The sequence below is a fragment of the Streptococcus suis genome (assembly GCF_017601095.1).
In the GTDB taxonomy this organism is placed as follows: domain Bacteria; phylum Bacillota; class Bacilli; order Lactobacillales; family Streptococcaceae; genus Streptococcus; species Streptococcus suis_Z.
On the sequence record NZ_JAGFUX010000003.1, the window covers coordinates 211,740 to 229,730 of the forward strand.

Consider the following 17,991-nt stretch of genomic DNA (forward strand, 5'->3'; position numbering starts at 1 on the left):
CCTCCTTATTATCAAAAGAGAGCTTCTAAACGAGCATGAGAAAGCGAAAGCCTTTATTGAACTTTTCAACCCAATCCTAGTGATCCAAATGCGATGTTCAGGGGTGGAGTAAAAGCAAGCGAACACTAATCCCAGAACTGCTTCTCAACTTTCCTGTCAACTCTAGCACATTGATAGACTAGAGTGTCTAGCAATCAGGTCTGTTATTAACTGAATCCTCATTTTTACCTCGACATTATCAAAAGAGAGCTTCTAAACGAGCATGAGAATGCGAAAGCCTTTATTGAACTTTTCAACCCAATCCTAGTGATCCAAATGCGATGTTCAGGGGTGGAGTAAAAGCAAGCGAACACTAATCCCAGAACTGCTTCTCAACTTTCCTGTCAACTCTAGCACATTGATAGACTAGAGTGTCTAGCAATCAGGTCTGTTATTAACGGAATCCTCATTTTTACCTCGACCAATCGACTTCTTGTCAAATCAAAAAAAAAACACCTGAGGCAAGCCCAGGCGTTTCTTACTAACGTTTATAGGTAATATTCTTTTACAATGTTCAAGTTTTCATCCAATTCGAAAACAAGTGGTGGGAAGTTTGGAATTTCCACATCCATGATTTCGTCATCAGACAAGCCTTTGATGTGTTTTACAAGGGCACGGATGGAGTTACCGTGTGCACCTACAAACACGTTTTTGCCGTCTTTCAAAGCTGGAGCAATTTTATCTTCCCAGAATGGAAGAGCACGCTCAAGCGTTACTTTCAAGTTTTCAGCATCTGGAATAACTGCTGAGTCAAGGTGAGCGTAACGACGGTCAGTGTGTGCTGAGTGCTCATCGTCTTTTGCCATATCTGGAGGCAATACATCGTATGAACGACGCCAGATGTGAACTTGCTCATCACCGAATTGTTCTGCAGCTTCTGCCTTGTTTTTACCTGTCAAACCACCGTAGTGACGCTCGTTCAAGCGCCATGATTTTTCAACTGGTACCCACAATTGGTCCGCAGACTCAAGTGCCAAGTTCGTTGTTTTAATCGCACGTTTCAAAACTGATGTGAAAGCAAGGTCAAACTCGATACCTGCTTCTTTGATCAATTTACCAGCGTCGATCGCTTGTTGTGTACCTTTGTCAGACAAATCAACATCAGCCCAACCAGTGAAAAGGTTAGCTTTGTTCCATTCAGACTCACCGTGGCGAGCAAAAACCAATTTTACCATTAATGGATTCTCCTTTTTATTTTGAGGTTTCCCTCTGTTACCTTTCTATTTTACACAAATTTCAAGAAAAAGGCTAGTCTTTCCCATTTCTGATTACGCTTACATGTTCTTCACGCCAAAATCAGCCCTGAGACTGATTTTTATTTCCTTGTTTTTGCCAAAAAAATGGTATAATGAATGAAAGAAATTTGGAAATATTTCCTAGTCTATTGTTAGGAGTACCCATGAAAAAAGTTGCTATCGTCTCAGCCTACCGATCTGCAATCGGTAGTTTTGGAGGCAGTCTCAAGGACATTGACATCGCTGATTTAGGTGCACAAGTCCTTGAACACGCACTCAATACCAAACACATACCAAATGAAGACATTGACGAAGTGATTTTCGGCAATGTCCTTTCAGCTGGTCATGGGCAAAATATTGCCCGTCAAATCGCCCTAAAAGCTGGTCTTCCAGAAACCACTTCTGCCTACTGTGTCAATAAGGTTTGCGGATCAGGTCTCAAATCAGTCCTCCTAGCTGCCCAATCCATCATGCTAGGTGACAACGATGTCGTTGTTGCTGGAGGCATTGAAATCATGAGCCAGGCCGCCTACCTCTCCAAATCCAGCCGATTTGGCAGTAAGTTTGGTCATATTACTCTAGAAGATTCCATGTTGACAGATGGTCTGACAGACGCCTTCAATGACTACCACATGGGCATTACAGCTGAAAATGTGGCTGAGCGCTATCAAATCAGTCGTGAAGCCCAAGACGCCTTTGCATACGCTAGCCAAGAAAAAGCTGCAAAAGCGATTGCTGATGATAGATTTGTTGATGAAATTGTTCCGATTAAGCTAAAAAATCGGAAGGGTGAAACTATTTTTGCCACAGATGAGTACCCTCGTCTAACACCTCTTGAAAAATTAGCGACCTTACGGCCTTCTTTCAAAAAAGACGGAACGGTCACTGCTGCCAACGCTTCTGGTCTCAATGACGGATGTGCAGTCCTTGTGCTTATGTCTGAGGACAAGGCTAAAGAGCTAAATATCACACCACTTGCCCATATCGAAAGCTATGCTACAAGTGGTCTAGATCCGGCTTTCATGGGAATGGGGTCAGTAACTGCAAGCCAAAAGGCACTTCAAAAGATTGGTAAAACTGTTGAAGACATTGACTTATTCGAACTAAACGAAGCCTTTGCAGCCCAGTCTATTCCAGTTGTTGACCAATTAGGAATTGACCCTGCCAAGGTCAATGTCAACGGCGGTGCCATTGCACTAGGTCATCCAATTGGAGCTAGCGGCAGTCGAATCTTGGTCAGTCTGATCCATGAACTCAACAAGCAAAACAAAGAGATGGGGCTTTGTGCCCTCTGTATCGGAGGCGGTCAAGGTATTTCCCTTATCGTTTCCAATGCACAAAAACCTTAAACAATCATTTGTAAACAAAGGATAAAGTATGAACATCGGTATTGATAAAATCGGCTTTGCGGCACCCGATTATGTTTTAGATTTGGCTGATTTAGCCCTAGCCCGCAACATTGACCCCAATAAATACAAAATCGGACTTCTCCAGTCAGAAATGGCTGTTGCACCCGTCACGCAAGACATTGTCTCACTAGGAGCTCAAGCTGCTGCAGCTATCTTGACAGAAGAAGACAAACAAACTATTGACATGGTCATCGTCGGAACTGAGTCAAGCGTAGACCAGAGCAAGGCCGCTGCTGTATCTATTCATGGTTTATTAGGCATCCAGCCCTTTGCTCGCTCCATCGAGATGAAGGAAGCCTGCTACGGAGCCACAGCTGGACTTAGTTTAGCCAAGAGCCACATCGCTCAATTTCCAGACTCAAAAGTTCTGGTCATCGCTAGTGATATTGCAAAGTATGGAGTCGCTTCTGGCGGTGAACCTACCCAAGGTGCTGGTGCAGTTGCCATGTTGGTAACTGCAAACCCACGAATTTTAGTCCTCAACAATGATAATGTCTGCCAGACACGTGACATCTATGACTTCTGGCGACCAAACTATGACAAGTATCCTCGCGTTGATGGCCGCTTCTCAACAAAACAGTACACTGACTGCCTGACCACAACCTTTGATTATTACCAACAAAAAACGGGTAAGTCGCTTGACGATTTTGCAGCCATGTGCTTGCACATTCCTTTCTCTAAACAAGGTCTCAAAGGTCTGCAAGCCATTACTAAAGATGAAAAGACCCTCAACCGTTTGATAGAACGCTTCCAAGAAGCCATCGTCTATAACAAGATTGTCGGCAACATCTACACAGGCTCCATCTTCCTCTCTCTCCTTTCCCTTTTGGAAAATAGCAGAGCGCTTGAGGCAGGGAATCAAATCCTATTTTATAGCTATGGTAGTGGTGCTGTCTGTGAAATTTTCAGTGGTCAGCTGGTAGAAGGATTCCAAAATCAGTTGGAAGAAAACCGCTTAGAAAACCTCAACCAGCGCACCAAACTCAGTGTCGAGGAATACGAACGCATCTTCTTTGAAGAAGTTTCTCTTGATGAAACAGGCACTTCAGTTGATCTCCCAACAGATCCAGCACCTTTCGCCCTCATTCAAGTAGACCAACACAAACGGATTTATCGTAAATAAAAGCCAAAACGGCGCCCTTTGGCTCTCAACCAAGGGCGCTTTTCTTTAGAAATTAGAAAGAGGAAACCATGGCACAATTCTCAGGATTCTATAAAAAATCACGCCAAGAGCGAATTGACATCCTCCACCAAAACAAACCTCTGTCAGAAACGAGCTTGGACATTCTTCATCATGACGCCAATATTCCTGAATCCATTGCAGGCAAGATGGCTGAGAACCATCTGGGAACCTTTGCCCTCCCCTTCTCAGTTCTACCTGAACTTCTTGTGGATGATCAGATTTACTCCGTTCCTATGGTAACAGAAGAGCCATCTGTGATTGCAGCTGCTTCGTTCGGAGCAAAAATCATTGCTCGGTCTGGCGGTTTTACAACCACCATCCACAACCGCATCATGATTGGGCAGGTAGCACTTTTTGATGTTCCTGACCATAGCAGAGCAAGACAGGTCATTCTCGACCAAAAAGCTCGTATTTTAGAAGCTGCCAATCAAGCCCATCCATCTATTGTGAAACGCGGAGGTGGCGCTCGTAACCTGACTGTGGAAAGTAAGGATGAGTTTCTGATTGTCTATCTTCAGGTGGATGTCCAAGAAGCCATGGGTGCTAATATTCTTAATAACATGCTTGAAGCCATTAAGGATGACTTGGAAGAACTCAGTCAAGGACAAGCCTTGATGGGGATTCTGTCCAACTATGCGACCGAATCTCTGGTCACTGCCCAGTGTCGTCTTTCCATCTCCAGCCTTGCAACTAGCTCGGCTATTGCCCAAGAAACTGCACAAAAAATTGCCCTGGCTAGCAAGCTGGCCCAGGTGGACCCTTATCGAGCAGCTACCCATAACAAGGGGATTTTTAACGGTATCGATGCCGTGGTGATTGCGACTGGAAATGACTGGCGGGCAGTTGAGGCCGGCGCACATGCTTTTGCGAGTCGTGATGGGTATTACAAAGGACTCTCTACATGGTCTATCGATAGGGAGCACTTGGTCGGCTCCATCACCCTGCCTCTTCCTATCGCCACAGTAGGTGGCTCGATTGGGCTCAATCCCAAGGTGGCAGTTGCTTTTGACCTGCTCAAGCAGCCCAAGGCCCGCCAATTAGCCTCCATCATCGCTTCAGTTGGTCTCTGTCAAAACTTTGCAGCCCTGCGTGCCCTAGTCACCTCTGGCATTCAGGCGGGACACATGAAACTCCATGCCAAATCGCTTGCCCTCCTTGCTGGCGCAGAGGAGCAGGAAGTGGACCAACTGGCCCAGCTCTTGCGTCAGGAAAAACACAGCAACCTTGAAACTGCACAAAAACTATTGGAAATTTTGAGACAACATAAAAAGGAGGGATAACCTCTTTTTTAGTCGATGATTTGCTCCATACGGAACTTTTGGGACTTCATACCCAAGCGCTCGTAGAATCGAACGGCTCCCGCATTATCTGCCCATACGTCCAAGGTCAGATTGTGACAACCTTGCTCCTTGGCATAGGAAAGAGCAAAGTCATAGAATTGCTCACCGATTTTTTGACCACGTGCAGCACTCGCCACACACAAATCATTAATGAACAGGGTTTTGACCGGTTCCAAAACATCACCTGTCGCAGTTATCAGTTCGCAAAAAAGATGACCAACCACTTGACCCTCCACTTCATAAACAAAAACTGGCTTTGCTGGATTGTCCAAAAGCGCTCTTAATTCTTCCTCAGAAAATTTTTGCCCTGCACTTTTAAAAATATCTGGACGTGCCTGATGATGAACCTGTAGAATATCTTGCAAGAGATCGATTAATACTGAGATATCAGCCTGACTTGCTAAACGAATCATGTTACTTCCTCCTAGTTGATAGTATAGCATTTTATTCAAAATAGGTCTAAAGACCGATGAATATTCTGAAAATTCGATTATACTATAAGTGTATCCTAAAATTTTTCATAAATCTCCTTAAAAATCAGTCCACCAAGGCTGGTTTTTTTGATGTGTCCTTGACAACAAAGATTCACATTAAATAGATGGTATGTAAAACTACTAAAGTTTTGCCCCTTATTGACGCAAAAAGTTTTTGCTATATTTCCAATCTCCCGGAGTCACTCCCCTGACTCTTTGACGCAAAATGATTTTGCTTCATTTCCAATCTCCCAGAGTCACTCCCCTGACTCTTTGACGCAAAATGATTTTGCTTCATTTCCATCCTCCCAGAGTCACTCCCCTGACTCTTTGACGCAAAATGATTTTGCTTCATTTCCATCCTCCCAGAGTCACTCCCCTGACTCTGGGAGCCCCAAAACACTGAAAAAAGCCTACTGCACAACGTAGAAACGTTGATACAATAGGCTTTTTAATGCTGAATTATTTTACAGCGTCTTTGAGAGCTTTACCAGCTTTGAATGCTGGAACTTTTGATGCTGCGATTGTGATTTCTTTACCAGTTTGTGGGTTACGACCTTTACGAGCTGCGCGTTCGCGAACTTCAAAGTTACCGAAACCGATCAATTGTACTTTTTCACCAGCTGCAAGGTAGTCAGCTACTGCTGCAAATACTGCATCAACTGCTGCTGCTGAGTCTTTTTTAGTCAATGAAGTTGCTTCTGCAACTTTTGCAATCAAATCTTGTTTATTAGCCATTTGCTAAGTCCTCCAATAATTTTCTGAGTTATTACTCACCTTAATATAGTACCTAAAAATCTCGATTTGGTCAAGTTTTTAGTGCCAATTCTAGCTTTTTCGATAGAGATCTAGTAGGATTTGGTCATTGAATAAATCAATGGTGTTTACACGGGCAAATAGACCTAAATCATTTTCCAACTGATTCAATGCGATAACGAGTTGATTCTTATCCTTATCGACCTGAATAAAGGTTGGAAGTTTGTAATTCTTTTCTATATAGTTCAAAATTTCTTTTGTAGGAAGTGGAAGCGTGCCTGCTGAAATTTCCGAAACTTTTAATAATATATCCCCATTTTCAAGTTTAGAAGGTATGAAATAAATGTACAGTGGGATACTGGAACCTAAAAATTGATAGCTTCCTTCAAATAGTAGAAATTGAGAATTTAAATAGACTTGATAGGAAAAAGCTTCTACTTGATACTCTTCCAAGTAGCTATTCATCAGTTGGTTGAGTTCTTCTTTCGAGGTACTAAATTGCCCCACCTTTTCACCATTTTGGCTCGAAATAGTTTGGCTAGTCATTTCTTCGCGCGCAGTTGTTACTCGCTTCCAAATGACCAATACAAAGGCTAGTTGAAAGGCTAGTAAGAGTAAACAGGCCCACTTCCAAACATTAATCTTGCCATAGCTCTTTGCTTGCATCAATTTCCTCCATCATCACTTTTTTTATGACCTCATAACCTGTGTGACTAGGGTGGAAGTAATCTTCAGAGGTCAAAAGGTCTTCTAAACTCAGCTCTTCGGTCTGATCCTGGTCAATCTCGACCATATCCTGATAAATATCCACATAGTATACAGCTTTAAGACTAGTTAGAGTCTCCTGAGTGGCTTGATTCCACTCCCGAATCAACTGGTCCAATTGGTCCAAATCTGGGAAATTGACCAAAAAGGGGTTATAAAGTCCCAAAACATAAATCGGTAGGTCAGGGTTGTCTTGGCGTGCTGTCTCAATCAACTGCAACAAGCGTTTCTGATAGTCCCGAATCCCTTTTGCTACAACCTGATCATCCAAATCCGTTAAGTGTCCAACTAAGAGCTTCCGCAAGTCATTGCCACCGACAGTCAGGGTTAGTAAGTCCGCTGCTGCCAATTGTTTGGCCAGATCGGCCTCTTCCATTCGTTTCAAAATTTGCGAACTGGTATTTCCTGAAACACCTTGATTGTAGCTGGTGATATCATAGCCATAGCGATTGGTCAATTCTTGGGCTAGGAGCGGGACAAATCCTCCCTGTCCAGTTTCATCCCCAACGCCCTCGGTCAGAGAATCCCCCAAAGCCAGGTAAGTCAAACTGGGCGGCGTCAGTTTTTCCTGCCCCTTGGACAAAAGCGGAGCCCGACTGGGAACCAAAATGTTAAATAATAGCAGAAAACCTAGAAGACTAATGAAAAAGACTACTAGGTTTTCAATTATTTTCCGGCTATTCATAGCGCACTAAGATAGCCCAAGCATCCTCGCCTGTGTGAGTTTGGATGATGGAACCTGTTTCCAAAACCGAAATCGGACTAGAAACCTTATCTGCTAGTTTTTCCTTGATTTCTAGTGCGAATTGAGGTGTACCAGAATAGGAAATTCCAATCTCAGCAACAGACTTTTGGGACAGGCTCTGGCTAAATTCATCCAGCCATTTTTTGAAGGTTTTGGCTCCGCGACCTTTGACAACTGGATTCAATTGATGGTCGGTCATCTCCATAATAACACGGATATTGAGCAGGGAGCTGAGTAAACCGGTAACTCGACCGATACGCCCCCCCTTGACTAGGTTTTCCAAGGTTGAAACCCCAATAAACAATTGGGTTTTTTCTTTGATTTCTTCTAGCTTAGCCAATATCTCTTCCTTGCTCGCTCCAGACTGTGCCATTTTTGCGGCTGCTACTACTTGGAATTTGGCTGCCTGGTCTGTAAAGCCTGAATCTATAACCGTTACATCTGCACCTGAAAGACTAGCCCCTTGGCGAGCGGCTTCAACAGTTCCAGAAAGCGCGTGAGAGAGATGGATAGCGATGATTTGACTGCCATCCTTCGCTAAGTCTGAAAAAGTCTCTGCAAACAAGCCAACAGGAGGTTGGCTGGTTTTTGGTAAATTCTTGCTTTGACGCATCAATTGAAGAAACTGGCCTTCTGACAAATCCGCATCGGAATACACCACTCCATCCACCATAACTGATAGGGGAACCCGGGTGATGTCCAATTCTGTCAACAGGCTTTCTTCCATTGTCGTGCTTGAATCCGTTACAATTTTAACTCGTGACATACAACTTCCTACTTTTCTTTTCAATGAATACATCTATTATATCAAATTTCGGCCAATATTTGGAATTTTTTCAACAATGACCTAAAAGAAAAAGGACAGTGTCCCTACCCTTTTTCGACTAATTCTCTGGCTTGTGCGCGTGCTGCAGCAGATACGCTGTCGCCTGCAAGCATTTTTGCGATTTCTTCGATGCGCTCTTCCTTTTCCAACAATCGAACCCGTGAAATTGTCTTTTCTTGATCTGAAACCTTTTCAATAAAGAACTGGTGGTCCGCTATTGCAATTACCTGAGGCAGGTGGGAAATCGCCAAAACTTGGCCAAATTGCCCAATCTTGTAAATCTTTTGAGCGATAGCCTGAGCAACTCGACCAGATACCCCCGTATCAACTTCGTCGAACACAATTGCGGTCTTTCCTTCCTTGCGAGCCAAAGCGGATTTTATGGCCAACATCAGTCGGGATAATTCTCCTCCAGAAGCTACTTTTACCAAGGGTTTCAAGTCTTCACCAGGGTTGGTTGCGATGTAGAATTCCACTGTTTGGTTACCTTCTCGGTTAAACTTACCCTTGGAAAATTGCACTTGAAAGCGAGCTTTTTCCATATACAGGTCTTTCAACTCTTGTGCAATTTCTGCTTCCAATTCCTTAGCCAAGCCTTGTCTAGCTAGTTGCAACTGATCTGCCAAGGAAACCAATTGTTTTTCCAAATGTTTTAATTGGCCTTCCAAATCTTGATCCCCTTGATTTCGACCAGTTAGAAGATTATATTCTTCTGTAATCTTGTCCAAATAGTCCAAGACATGGGCCAGGTCGCCTCCATATTTCTTGGTCATGGAGTGAATCACATCCAAACGTTGCTCCAGTTGCAGTAAACGATTGCCATCAAAATCTAGATCGTCGATGATGTCTCCCAAACGCTTGGTCACTTCTTCAACAACATAGTAGGACTCTGTCAAATTTGTAGACAATTCTTTATATTCTTGGTCAAATTCTTCCAAACTTTGTAAATCATTCATGGCAGAGCGAAGATTGGATAGGCTGGAAAAATCTTCGTTGTCCAATAGAACAAAGGCATTGGTCAATGTATCTGCAATCTGCTTATGATTCAAAAGACGGTCACGTTCTTGTTGGAGCTGGCTATCTTCACCCGCCTTGAGTTCTGCCGACTCAATCTCAGCAATCTGGTACTCCAGCATCTCGATACGGGCCTTGTGTTCTAATTCATTGCGCTGTTTTTCAAGAACTAGCTTGCGCATGGTACGATAGGACTCAAAAGCCTCTTGGTAAGCTGTTTTCAAGTCCCAAAAAGCTTGGTCACCAAAACTATCCAATAAACGGATATGGTGCTGGAACTTCATCAATTCTTCTTGGTCATGTTGGCCATGAATATCAACTAAGAATTGGCCGACTTGTTTGAGGACGGACAAATTAACCAATTGACCATTGATTCGGCTGACAGATCGGCCATTTTGTAGGATTTCCCGACGGATAATCAGCTCATCGGTCACCTCAATCCCCTGTTCTTCCAATACTTGCTCCAAGGCTCTGCTTTGTTCCAAGGAAAAAAGACCCTCGATTTCAGCTTTGGGACAGCCGTGGCGGATAACATCTGTCGTCGCGCGTGCTCCAAGCATCAGGTTCATGGCGTCGATGATGATCGATTTTCCAGCGCCTGTCTCCCCTGTTAGGACGGTCATCCCCTTGTCAAAGGTCAAGGAGACTTCTTCAATTATGGCAAAGTTCTTGATTGAAATATCTAGTAACATCCTACCACATCCTTATTGTCTGTTGGATTTGCGGAAGATAATCTTCGTCTTTCACAATCAGCAAAATGCTATCATCATCAGCGATAACGCTGAAGACTTGATCTTCAAACTGTTCCAAGATTTGGCGCTTAATCACCAAGGAGGATCCTGGAACCAGGTCGATATGGATCATCCTGTCCATGCTTCTCAGGTCTAGGATTGACTTGGTTTCTGGCGATTTTTGCTTGGGCTTTGGCAAACCGTAAATGTAGGTGTTATCGGCCGTTGGAACCTTGATAATCCCCAATTCTTTAATATCACGCGAAACAGTTGCCTGTGTTGCCTGAATCCCAAAGTCTTTCAGTCGCTCTACAATCTCATCTTGGGTATCGATTGGATAGCGGACTACCAGGTCCTGTATTAATTCTAAACGTTCTTTCTTATTCATCCTTCTGAAATTCCTCATGTGCCAATTGAACCAACTGAGAAAGGTCGATCGTAGTCTCAAACTGGGCTGATTCTGATTTTTCAAGCAGGGCTAAAAATTCAATATTACCATGTCCGCCTTGAACTGGAGAAAAAGTCATGCCCTTGACTGAAAAACCTGTTGCAATAGCCATTGCAGTTACTTGCTCTAAGACCTTGAGATGGACAGCCTTGTCCTTGACAATGCCATTTTTCCCAATTGATTCCCTCCCGGCTTCAAATTGTGGTTTAACCAAGGTAACCACCTGACCCTTGTCTGCCAAAACGCCATGCAGAGCTGGCAAAATCAAGCTCAGGGAGATAAAGCTGACATCAATAGAAGCAAAGGTCGGTTGCTCTGCTTCAAAATCAGCTAACTCAGCATAGCGGAAATTATACTGTTCCATGCTGATAACCCGCTCATCCTGACGCAATTTCCACGCCAGCTGATTGGTACCGACATCAACAGCATAGACCTGCTTGGCACCGGCCTGCAACATAACATCCGTAAATCCACCTGTCGAAGCTCCAATATCAATCGTCGTCTGCCCTTCAACTGATAATTCGAAAAACTCCAAGGCTTTCTCTAATTTGAGACCACCTCGGCTGACATACTTGAGTTTTTCGCCTTTGAGCTTAAGTTCAATTCCCTCGTCAATTTTCTCACCGGGTTTATCGTAGCGTTCGCCATTGATCACCGATACAACCAGTCCCGCCATAACACCACGTTTGGCCTGCTCCCGCGTCTCGAAAAGCCCCTGTTTATAAGCTAATACATCTACTCTTTCCTTAGCCATTGATTCGTAAACTTTCTATCAATTGATACACTTCTTGCCCCTTAAAGCCATTGTTTTCTTCTAATTCCTTAAAAATGGCCACAGCCTTATTCAATGAATCCTGAACAATGAATTTGGACTCTTCTAACCCTAACAGGCTTGGATATGTTGCTTTTTCAGCCACCAAATCTTTCTGAGGCGTTTTGCCCAATTCGTCAAAATCTGCCGTTACATCTAAAATGTCATCTCGAACCTGGAAGGCATGACCAATCAACATCCCAGCTTGCCACAAGGAACCAACTACAGAGCTTGGCTGCTGCGTGATAATCCCTGCTGCATGAAATGGAAAAGTCAAAAGACGACCTGTCTTATTTTCGTGAATTTTAATTAGGTCAAAAATTTCCAGTTCCTTTCCTTCACCTAGCATGTCCAGCATTTGACCACCGACCATCCCAAAGGTTCCAGATGCTAATGACAAGAGCTGGATCAATTCAAGTAAAACCTGGTTTGGCAAATCAGCCAGAGACAGGAGGCCAAAAGCGTCCAAAAAGAGGCTATCGCCTGCTAAAATAGCTGTCGCTTCGTCAAATTTCTTATGGTTAGTAAGTCGACCTCTCCGGTAATCATCATCATCCATAGCTGGTAAATCATCGTGAATCAGGCTTCCTGTGTGTATCATCTCTAAGGCAGCGGCCACTTGGTAGTGGGCTTGCTGTAGTTCGACCCCAAATCCTTCCACGATTTGAAGCAATAAGACCGGTCGAATCCGCTTTCCACCACCATCAATCGAATACAAAATCGCATCAATCAATTCTTCTGAAACAATGGTTCCACGCTTGTAATAAAAATCGCGAATTTCCTGATCAATCCGTTTCACTTCAACCATTAGTTCATCTCCGCTTCACTGCCATCTGCCTGCATAACCTTGACCAAGGTCTTTTCAGCTTCCGCCAGTGTCTTTTGCAGGTCTTTAGACAGAATCATTCCTTTTTGAAACTCGGCAAGCGCCTCTTCCAAGGCTACATCCCCACGCTCCAATTTGGTTACAATTCCTTCTAATTCAGCTAAATTTTCTTCAAATGTTTTTGTCTTTTTGGACATGATTTACCTCCACATCAAGTTGACCATCCTTCATCTGAATGGTTAGGTGTTCACCCTTTTGTATCGTTTCCACACTATCTAAAACCCGACCATCTTGTAAAAGCATGGCATAGCCACGGGCCACAATGCGACTGGTATCGAGAGTGGTCAAGGTTTCCATAAGTTTATCTGCTTTTGCCACCTTATTATCATATATATTGGCCATATTGCTCTTCAGTAGGCGTTGCTGCTGGATAATTCTTTCTTGAAAACTCTCAATTTTTCGGCCAAAATGTAAGCCTTGTAGGCGTTGATCGAGTAACAAACTAGCCTGTTTCTGCTGGCTGTATACTTCATTCGTCCGTGTCTGCAACTGATTGGTCAAGCGGTCTAATTTTTGTAAATATCCATCGTATAAGCGTTCTGGCTGCCGAAACATGACCGACTGGCTAATTTTCTCAACCTGCCCTCTCAGAAATTTCAAGCGATTGGTCATGGCCTGATAGGCTCGATTTTCCTGCTGATTGAAATAACCCAGCAAATCTGCCTTGGTCACAGGGGTCGCCAATTCTGCTGCAGCTGTCGGAGTGGCTGCCCTGCGGTCTGCCACAAAGTCTGCCAGAGTCGTATCCGTTTCGTGACCTACACTGGAAATGATAGGAATATGTGATTCAAAAATAGCCCGAACCACTATTTCCTCATTGAAAGCCCACAGGTCTTCTATAGATCCGCCACCACGACCGACGATGAGAACATCTAAATCTTCACGCTCATTGGCTTTTTGGATATTGGCCGCTACTTCCTGAGCAGCCCCATCTCCTTGAACCTTGGTCGGATAGAGGATAATTTCCACACCAGGAAAGCGGCGGCTAACCGTTGTAATAATATCCTGAATAACAGCTCCGCTTGGGCTGGTAATGACACCGATTTTCTTAGTAAAGCGAGGCAGTTCCTGCTTGAATTCTTGTTTAAACAAGCCTTCCTGGGTCAAAATTTGTTTGAGTTGTTCAAACTTGATGGCCAAGGCACCAATCCCATCCGGCTCTGCTTTTTCAATGACGATGGAATAGGACCCACTTGGTTCATAGAGCTGAACACGGCCGACGGCATTGATCTTCATCCCTTCTTCCAGTTCAAATCCTAGCTGTTTATAGACACCAGCCCACATGGTGGCCTGAATGACAGCCTTATCGTCCTTGAGCGAAAAATACTGATGACTTGGTCGCTTACGGAAGTTGGACACTTGACCAGTCAAGTAAACACTTTCCAAATAGGGATCTCGATCAAATTTTAATTTTAAATACTTGGTCAGATGGCTAACCGACAAATATTCAACCATGCCCACTCCTTCTATACTATATCCCTACTATTATATCAAAATTTCCCTCTAATTTCCTCTTTGAAAAAACGGCTTTTTCTGATTAAAATTACTGTAAATTTTTCCGATTTACTATATAATATTGTCAAGGACTTCAAGGAGAAAGATATGAAATTAGATGATCTGAGACAAAGTAAAAACATAGAAGATCGCCGAGGGCAATCCAGTTCTGGTATGAACTATCGACAGGCAAGTGGCGGTAGCAACCTTCTCTTTAGCCTCCTCTTCTCAAGACTAGGCTGGAAGGGTAAAATAGTATTGATTCTGGTCTTTCTGCTTTTTGGTGGTATGTCTGGCTTGGGAAATCTCTTACCTGGATCGACTTCCTATAACCAATACCAGTCCAGTCAGGTAACGACCTCTGGCACCAATATCTCCGACCAAGATGCCATTTTCATGAGTAAGGTCCTGGGCTCAACTGAAGACTTTTGGACACAAGAATTTGCCAATAATGGCTATACATATAACGCTCCAACCCTGGTCTTCTACTCCGATCAGACCCAAACTGGATGCGGAATCGGGTCTTCTCAAGCAGGTCCCTTCTACTGTTCTGCAGATCAAAAGATCTATATTGATACGACCTTTTATCAAGAATTGTCCAACCGCTACAATGCCGCAGGCGACTTTGCTATGGCATACGTTATTGCTCACGAAGTTGGACACCATGTTCAGAACGAATTGGGAATCCTTGGCGCCTATCATCAAAAACGCACCCAGTTATCAGACAAGGAAGGGAATGCCCTCAACGTTCGTTTGGAACTACAAGCGGACTACTACGCTGGAGCATGGGCCAAATACGTGGAGGGGCAGGGTTTCTTAGAAGTCGGAGACATCGAAGAGGCCATGAATGCAGCCCATGCTGTTGGAGACGATACGCTCCAGCAAGAAGCTTACGGTCGTACCGTACCAGATAGTTTCACACATGGGACCTCAGCCCAACGTAAAAAATGGTTTGACCTTGGCTACACACACGGTGACTTAGCACACGGAGATACCTTCTCCGTTTCCAATCCATAAAAAATCAATCCCCAGTCCAATGACTGGGGATTTTCTGTTTCAGCTTCTAGGGAAGCACTAACTGAACTCACCTATTTTAATTTTCCACTTCTGACACATGCTTCATAGGTCTGCTCCATAAGCATGGTAATGGTCATAGGGCCAACTCCGCCCGGAACAGGGGTAATGTAGCTAGCAACTTCTGCCACTTCATCATACTTGACATCCCCGATCAGCTTGCCATTTTCATCACGATTCATACCCACATCAATCACGACTGCACCTGGCTTGATGAAATCCTTGGTCACAAAATGTCCACGGCCAATAGCAACGACTAAAATATCCGCCTGATGAGCCAGTTCTGCCAGATTTCTAGTCCGTGAATGGGCAATGGTTACCGTCGCATTAGCATCCAGCAGAAGCTGGGCCATGGGTTTTCCAACGATATTGGAACGGCCGATGACAAGAGCTGACTTACCCTCTAGATCAATCTGGTATTCCTTGAACATCTCCATAATTCCTGCTGGAGTTGACGGAATCATGACCGGATGGCCTGACCAGAATTTACCCATATTAGTCGGGTGGAAACCATCCACATCCTTGTCTGGATCAATAGCCAACAAAACTTTTTCTTCGCTGATGTGGGCAGGTAGAGGTAACTGCACCAAAATACCATGCCATTCCTCAGATTGATTGTAGCCTTCGATTAATTCCAACAATTCAGCTTCTGAAATGGTATCCGCTACTCGCACCACCTCACTCTTAAAACCTGCTGCAAGGGCTGACCGTTCTTTATTGCGGACATAGACCTGACTAGCAGGGTCTTCACCCACCAAAATAACGACCAGTCCTGGCACCAAGCCTTTCTCCTCTTTTAATTGAGCTGTTTTTTCTGCCAAGGTATCCTGCATTTTTGCGGCCAATGCTTTTCCATCAATCACAACCATCTCTTGAATTCTCCTTACTTTTTTCTTCATTATACCTTATTTTTCCCTTTTTTGATTCACTTTCTCCCCAAATTCATACAATAACACAAAAAACTCCGAACAATGTCGGAGTTATCCTACAAGACTTTAGATAAGAAATCCTTGGTCCTTTCCTCTTTGGTGTGTTCGAATACTTCTTCTGGTGTGCCATCTTCAACAATGACACCTCCATCCATGAAAAGTACTCGATCCGCTACCTCACGTGCAAAGCCCATCTCATGGGTTACGATGACCATGGTCATCCCAGACTTGGCCAAGTCCTGCATTACCGCGAGAACCTCACCAACCATCTCAGGGTCAAGGGCAGAGGTCGGCTCATCAAAGAGCAAGACATCTGGATCCATAGCCAAACCACGGGCAATGGCAATCCGCTGCTGCTGACCACCTGAAAGGCTTTGTGGATAGGCTTGTGCCTTATCTGGCAGACCAACCTTTTCAAGCAATTCCTTGGCCTTGGCTTCAGCTTCTGCCTTTGCTATGCCCTTTGTCTTAATGGGAGACAGGGTAATATTTTCCAAAACGGTCATATTTGGGAAAAGGTTAAATTGCTGGAAAACCATGCCCATTTTTTCACGCATCTTGAAAATATCATTTGATTTATCCGTAATATCAACCCCTTCAAAAGTCACCGTTCCCTTGGTCGGAACTTCCAAGAGATTCATGGTACGCAAGAATGTTGATTTTCCGGATCCAGAAGGTCCGATAATGACAACCACTTGGCCTTGTTGGATATCCAAGTCAATGCCTTTTAAAACTTCATTTTTTCCGAAATACTTATGCAAATTTCTGATTGAGATAATGGCATTAGTCATGGCCCTGACCTCCCTTGTTTAATTTCTTCTCAAAGCGTGTGATGGCGAATGTCAAAATACTGGTCATCATCAAGTAATAAGCTGCAGCAACAAAGTATGGCTCTCTAGTCAGATAGGTCATGGTTGCAACAGAACCTGCACCATTCCACAACTCAATTACTCCTATTGTAGCCAAAAGTGAACTGTCCTTGACAATGGTTACAAACTCATTTCCCAAAGCTGGAAGTATGTTTTTAATGGCCTGAGGCATAATGACATAGCGCATGGCCTGAACCGGACGAATCCCTAGCGAGTAGGCTGCTTCAAGCTGACCTTTTGGAACAGCATTGATCCCTGCCCGAATAGTCTCTGAGACATAGGCACCAGAGTTCATCGACAGAATCACAATCCCTGGAATCAAACGCGTCAAGTCAACTGATAACACTCCCAATTGAAAGGTTGGCGCAGACAGGTGCATCATCGAAAAAGCAAGCATAATCTGCACTAACATGGGTGTTCCACGGAAAATCCATACGTACAGATTTGCAAACCAAACCAAGACCTTCCACTTGCTACGCTGAGCCAAGGCCAAAAGAAGCCCTAGAATACTCCCGAAAAAGACAACAAAGAAGGCAATAATAATGGTTACTAAGGCTCCGTAATTAAAATAGCCTAAATATTTTGAAAGAAAAGAAAAATCCATTTACATACTCCTAATCAATGATTTTCATAATTATACCATGATGTGTATAAAAATTCAAATATAACGAAAAAATATTCAGAAAAAAAGCGCTTAGTCAGCGCCTTATTTTCTCTCCTAATAAAGAAGTTCGTAAATTTCCATTGCAATCAAATCAATGCTATCAAAAGTATAGGTTTCTCTTGCAGCAACGTCTCTCAATGTAAAGACAGCACCATTGACTTCATCATTACTATATGCAACCTCAGCCACAACAACACCCTCACGTTCAAAGTTGCGTTTCAAGGTTCCGCCATCACTGGCCATGGCCTGTAAACGGCTAATGATTCTCACCAAATGTGATTCCATAAAATGTCTCCTAAT

Annotated in this window: 20 protein-coding genes; 4 read left to right on the forward strand and 16 right to left on the reverse strand. The window is 43.7% G+C overall.

The genetic code is table 11. The features are described from left to right. Positions 1–527: 527 nt before the first annotated feature. Positions 528–1,214: a phosphoglycerate mutase gene (locus J5566_RS03900; RefSeq protein WP_172043934.1), complete on the reverse strand. Its 687-nt coding sequence runs from the start codon at positions 1,212–1,214 to the stop codon at positions 528–530. 224 nt (positions 1,215–1,438) lie between these two features. Here J5566_RS03900 and J5566_RS03905 point away from each other — a divergent pair, with 224 nt between their 5' ends. The 3 genes from J5566_RS03905 (at position 1,439) to J5566_RS03915 (ending at position 5,146) form a co-directional block, all read left to right on the forward strand. Beyond that, entirely contained in the window at positions 1,439–2,623 is a 1,185-nt protein-coding gene (locus J5566_RS03905; protein WP_208562165.1) for an acetyl-CoA C-acetyltransferase, read from the forward strand. 28 nt (positions 2,624–2,651) lie between these two features. After that, positions 2,652–3,806: a hydroxymethylglutaryl-CoA synthase gene (locus J5566_RS03910; protein WP_208562166.1), complete on the forward strand. Its 1,155-nt coding sequence runs from the start codon at positions 2,652–2,654 to the stop codon at positions 3,804–3,806. Between the two features lie 68 nt (positions 3,807–3,874). Then, positions 3,875–5,146, forward strand: coding sequence for a hydroxymethylglutaryl-CoA reductase, degradative (locus J5566_RS03915; protein ID WP_208562167.1), 1,272 nt, complete (start codon positions 3,875–3,877; stop codon positions 5,144–5,146). Positions 5,147–5,154: 8 nt separating this feature from the next. On the opposite strand, the gene J5566_RS03920 is transcribed toward J5566_RS03915, so the two are convergent. The 11 genes from J5566_RS03920 to xseA all read right to left on the reverse strand — a co-directional run bounded on the left by J5566_RS03920 (position 5,155) and on the right by xseA (position 14,116). Beyond that, positions 5,155–5,619, reverse strand: a complete 465-nt coding sequence (locus J5566_RS03920) for a GNAT family N-acetyltransferase (RefSeq protein ID WP_208562168.1) — start codon at positions 5,617–5,619, stop codon at positions 5,155–5,157. Positions 5,620–6,141: 522 nt separating this feature from the next. After that, a complete protein-coding gene (locus J5566_RS03925; RefSeq protein ID WP_067086181.1) occupies positions 6,142–6,417 on the reverse strand; it encodes an HU family DNA-binding protein in 276 nt (91 codons plus the stop codon). Positions 6,418–6,507: 90 nt separating this feature from the next. Then, the gene (locus J5566_RS03930) at positions 6,508–7,101 is read right to left on the reverse strand and encodes a YpmS family protein (protein WP_208562169.1); all 594 of its coding nucleotides are present in this window, start codon (positions 7,099–7,101) and stop codon (positions 6,508–6,510) included. Further along, a complete protein-coding gene (locus J5566_RS03935; RefSeq protein ID WP_208562170.1) occupies positions 7,073–7,885 on the reverse strand; it encodes an SGNH/GDSL hydrolase family protein in 813 nt (270 codons plus the stop codon). Before J5566_RS03935 ends, J5566_RS03930 begins: the two co-directional genes overlap by 29 nt. Then, positions 7,878–8,711: a DegV family protein gene (locus J5566_RS03940; RefSeq protein WP_208562171.1), complete on the reverse strand. Its 834-nt coding sequence runs from the start codon at positions 8,709–8,711 to the stop codon at positions 7,878–7,880. Before J5566_RS03940 ends, J5566_RS03935 begins: the two co-directional genes overlap by 8 nt. A gap of 104 nt (positions 8,712–8,815) precedes the next feature. After that, positions 8,816–10,477: a DNA repair protein RecN gene (gene recN, locus J5566_RS03945; RefSeq protein ID WP_208562172.1), complete on the reverse strand. Its 1,662-nt coding sequence runs from the start codon at positions 10,475–10,477 to the stop codon at positions 8,816–8,818. A gap of 1 nt (position 10,478) precedes the next feature. Next, entirely contained in the window at positions 10,479–10,904 is a 426-nt protein-coding gene (locus tag J5566_RS03950) for an arginine repressor (RefSeq protein ID WP_208562173.1), read from the reverse strand. After that, positions 10,897–11,718 (reverse strand): TlyA family RNA methyltransferase, encoded by an 822-nt coding sequence (locus tag J5566_RS03955; RefSeq protein WP_208562174.1) that lies wholly within the window; start codon positions 11,716–11,718, stop codon positions 10,897–10,899. The genes J5566_RS03950 and J5566_RS03955 overlap by 8 nt, the downstream gene beginning before the upstream one ends. After that, on the reverse strand, positions 11,711–12,583 hold the full coding sequence (locus tag J5566_RS03960) for a polyprenyl synthetase family protein (protein WP_208562175.1): 873 nt from the start codon (positions 12,581–12,583) through the stop codon (positions 11,711–11,713). Before J5566_RS03960 ends, J5566_RS03955 begins: the two co-directional genes overlap by 8 nt. Continuing rightward, positions 12,583–12,798: an exodeoxyribonuclease VII small subunit gene (locus J5566_RS03965; RefSeq protein WP_208562176.1), complete on the reverse strand. Its 216-nt coding sequence runs from the start codon at positions 12,796–12,798 to the stop codon at positions 12,583–12,585. The genes J5566_RS03960 and J5566_RS03965 overlap by 1 nt, the downstream gene beginning before the upstream one ends. Next, on the reverse strand, positions 12,773–14,116 hold the full coding sequence (xseA, locus tag J5566_RS03970; protein WP_208562177.1) for an exodeoxyribonuclease VII large subunit: 1,344 nt from the start codon (positions 14,114–14,116) through the stop codon (positions 12,773–12,775). Before xseA ends, J5566_RS03965 begins: the two co-directional genes overlap by 26 nt. A 147-nt stretch (positions 14,117–14,263) precedes the next feature. Here xseA and ypfJ point away from each other — a divergent pair, with 147 nt between their 5' ends. After that, positions 14,264–15,172: a KPN_02809 family neutral zinc metallopeptidase gene (gene ypfJ, locus J5566_RS03975; protein ID WP_208562178.1), complete on the forward strand. Its 909-nt coding sequence runs from the start codon at positions 14,264–14,266 to the stop codon at positions 15,170–15,172. A 71-nt stretch (positions 15,173–15,243) separates the two neighbouring features. Here the strand turns inward: ypfJ and J5566_RS03980 are convergent, their stop codons facing one another. The 4 genes from J5566_RS03980 to J5566_RS03995 all read right to left on the reverse strand — a co-directional run bounded on the left by J5566_RS03980 (position 15,244) and on the right by J5566_RS03995 (position 17,976). After that, positions 15,244–16,098, reverse strand: a complete 855-nt coding sequence (locus J5566_RS03980) for a bifunctional methylenetetrahydrofolate dehydrogenase/methenyltetrahydrofolate cyclohydrolase (protein WP_208562221.1) — start codon at positions 16,096–16,098, stop codon at positions 15,244–15,246. Between the two features lie 116 nt (positions 16,099–16,214). Next, positions 16,215–16,949 carry an amino acid ABC transporter ATP-binding protein gene (locus J5566_RS03985; RefSeq protein WP_208562179.1) on the reverse strand — a complete coding sequence of 245 codons (735 nt, stop codon included), beginning with the start codon at positions 16,947–16,949 and terminating at the stop codon, positions 16,215–16,217. Continuing rightward, positions 16,942–17,631 (reverse strand): amino acid ABC transporter permease, encoded by a 690-nt coding sequence (locus tag J5566_RS03990; protein WP_208562180.1) that lies wholly within the window; start codon positions 17,629–17,631, stop codon positions 16,942–16,944. Before J5566_RS03990 ends, J5566_RS03985 begins: the two co-directional genes overlap by 8 nt. Positions 17,632–17,745: 114 nt before the next feature. Further along, positions 17,746–17,976 (reverse strand): DUF1797 family protein, encoded by a 231-nt coding sequence (locus J5566_RS03995; protein ID WP_158455487.1) that lies wholly within the window; start codon positions 17,974–17,976, stop codon positions 17,746–17,748. Between the last annotated feature and the right edge of the window lie 15 nt (positions 17,977–17,991).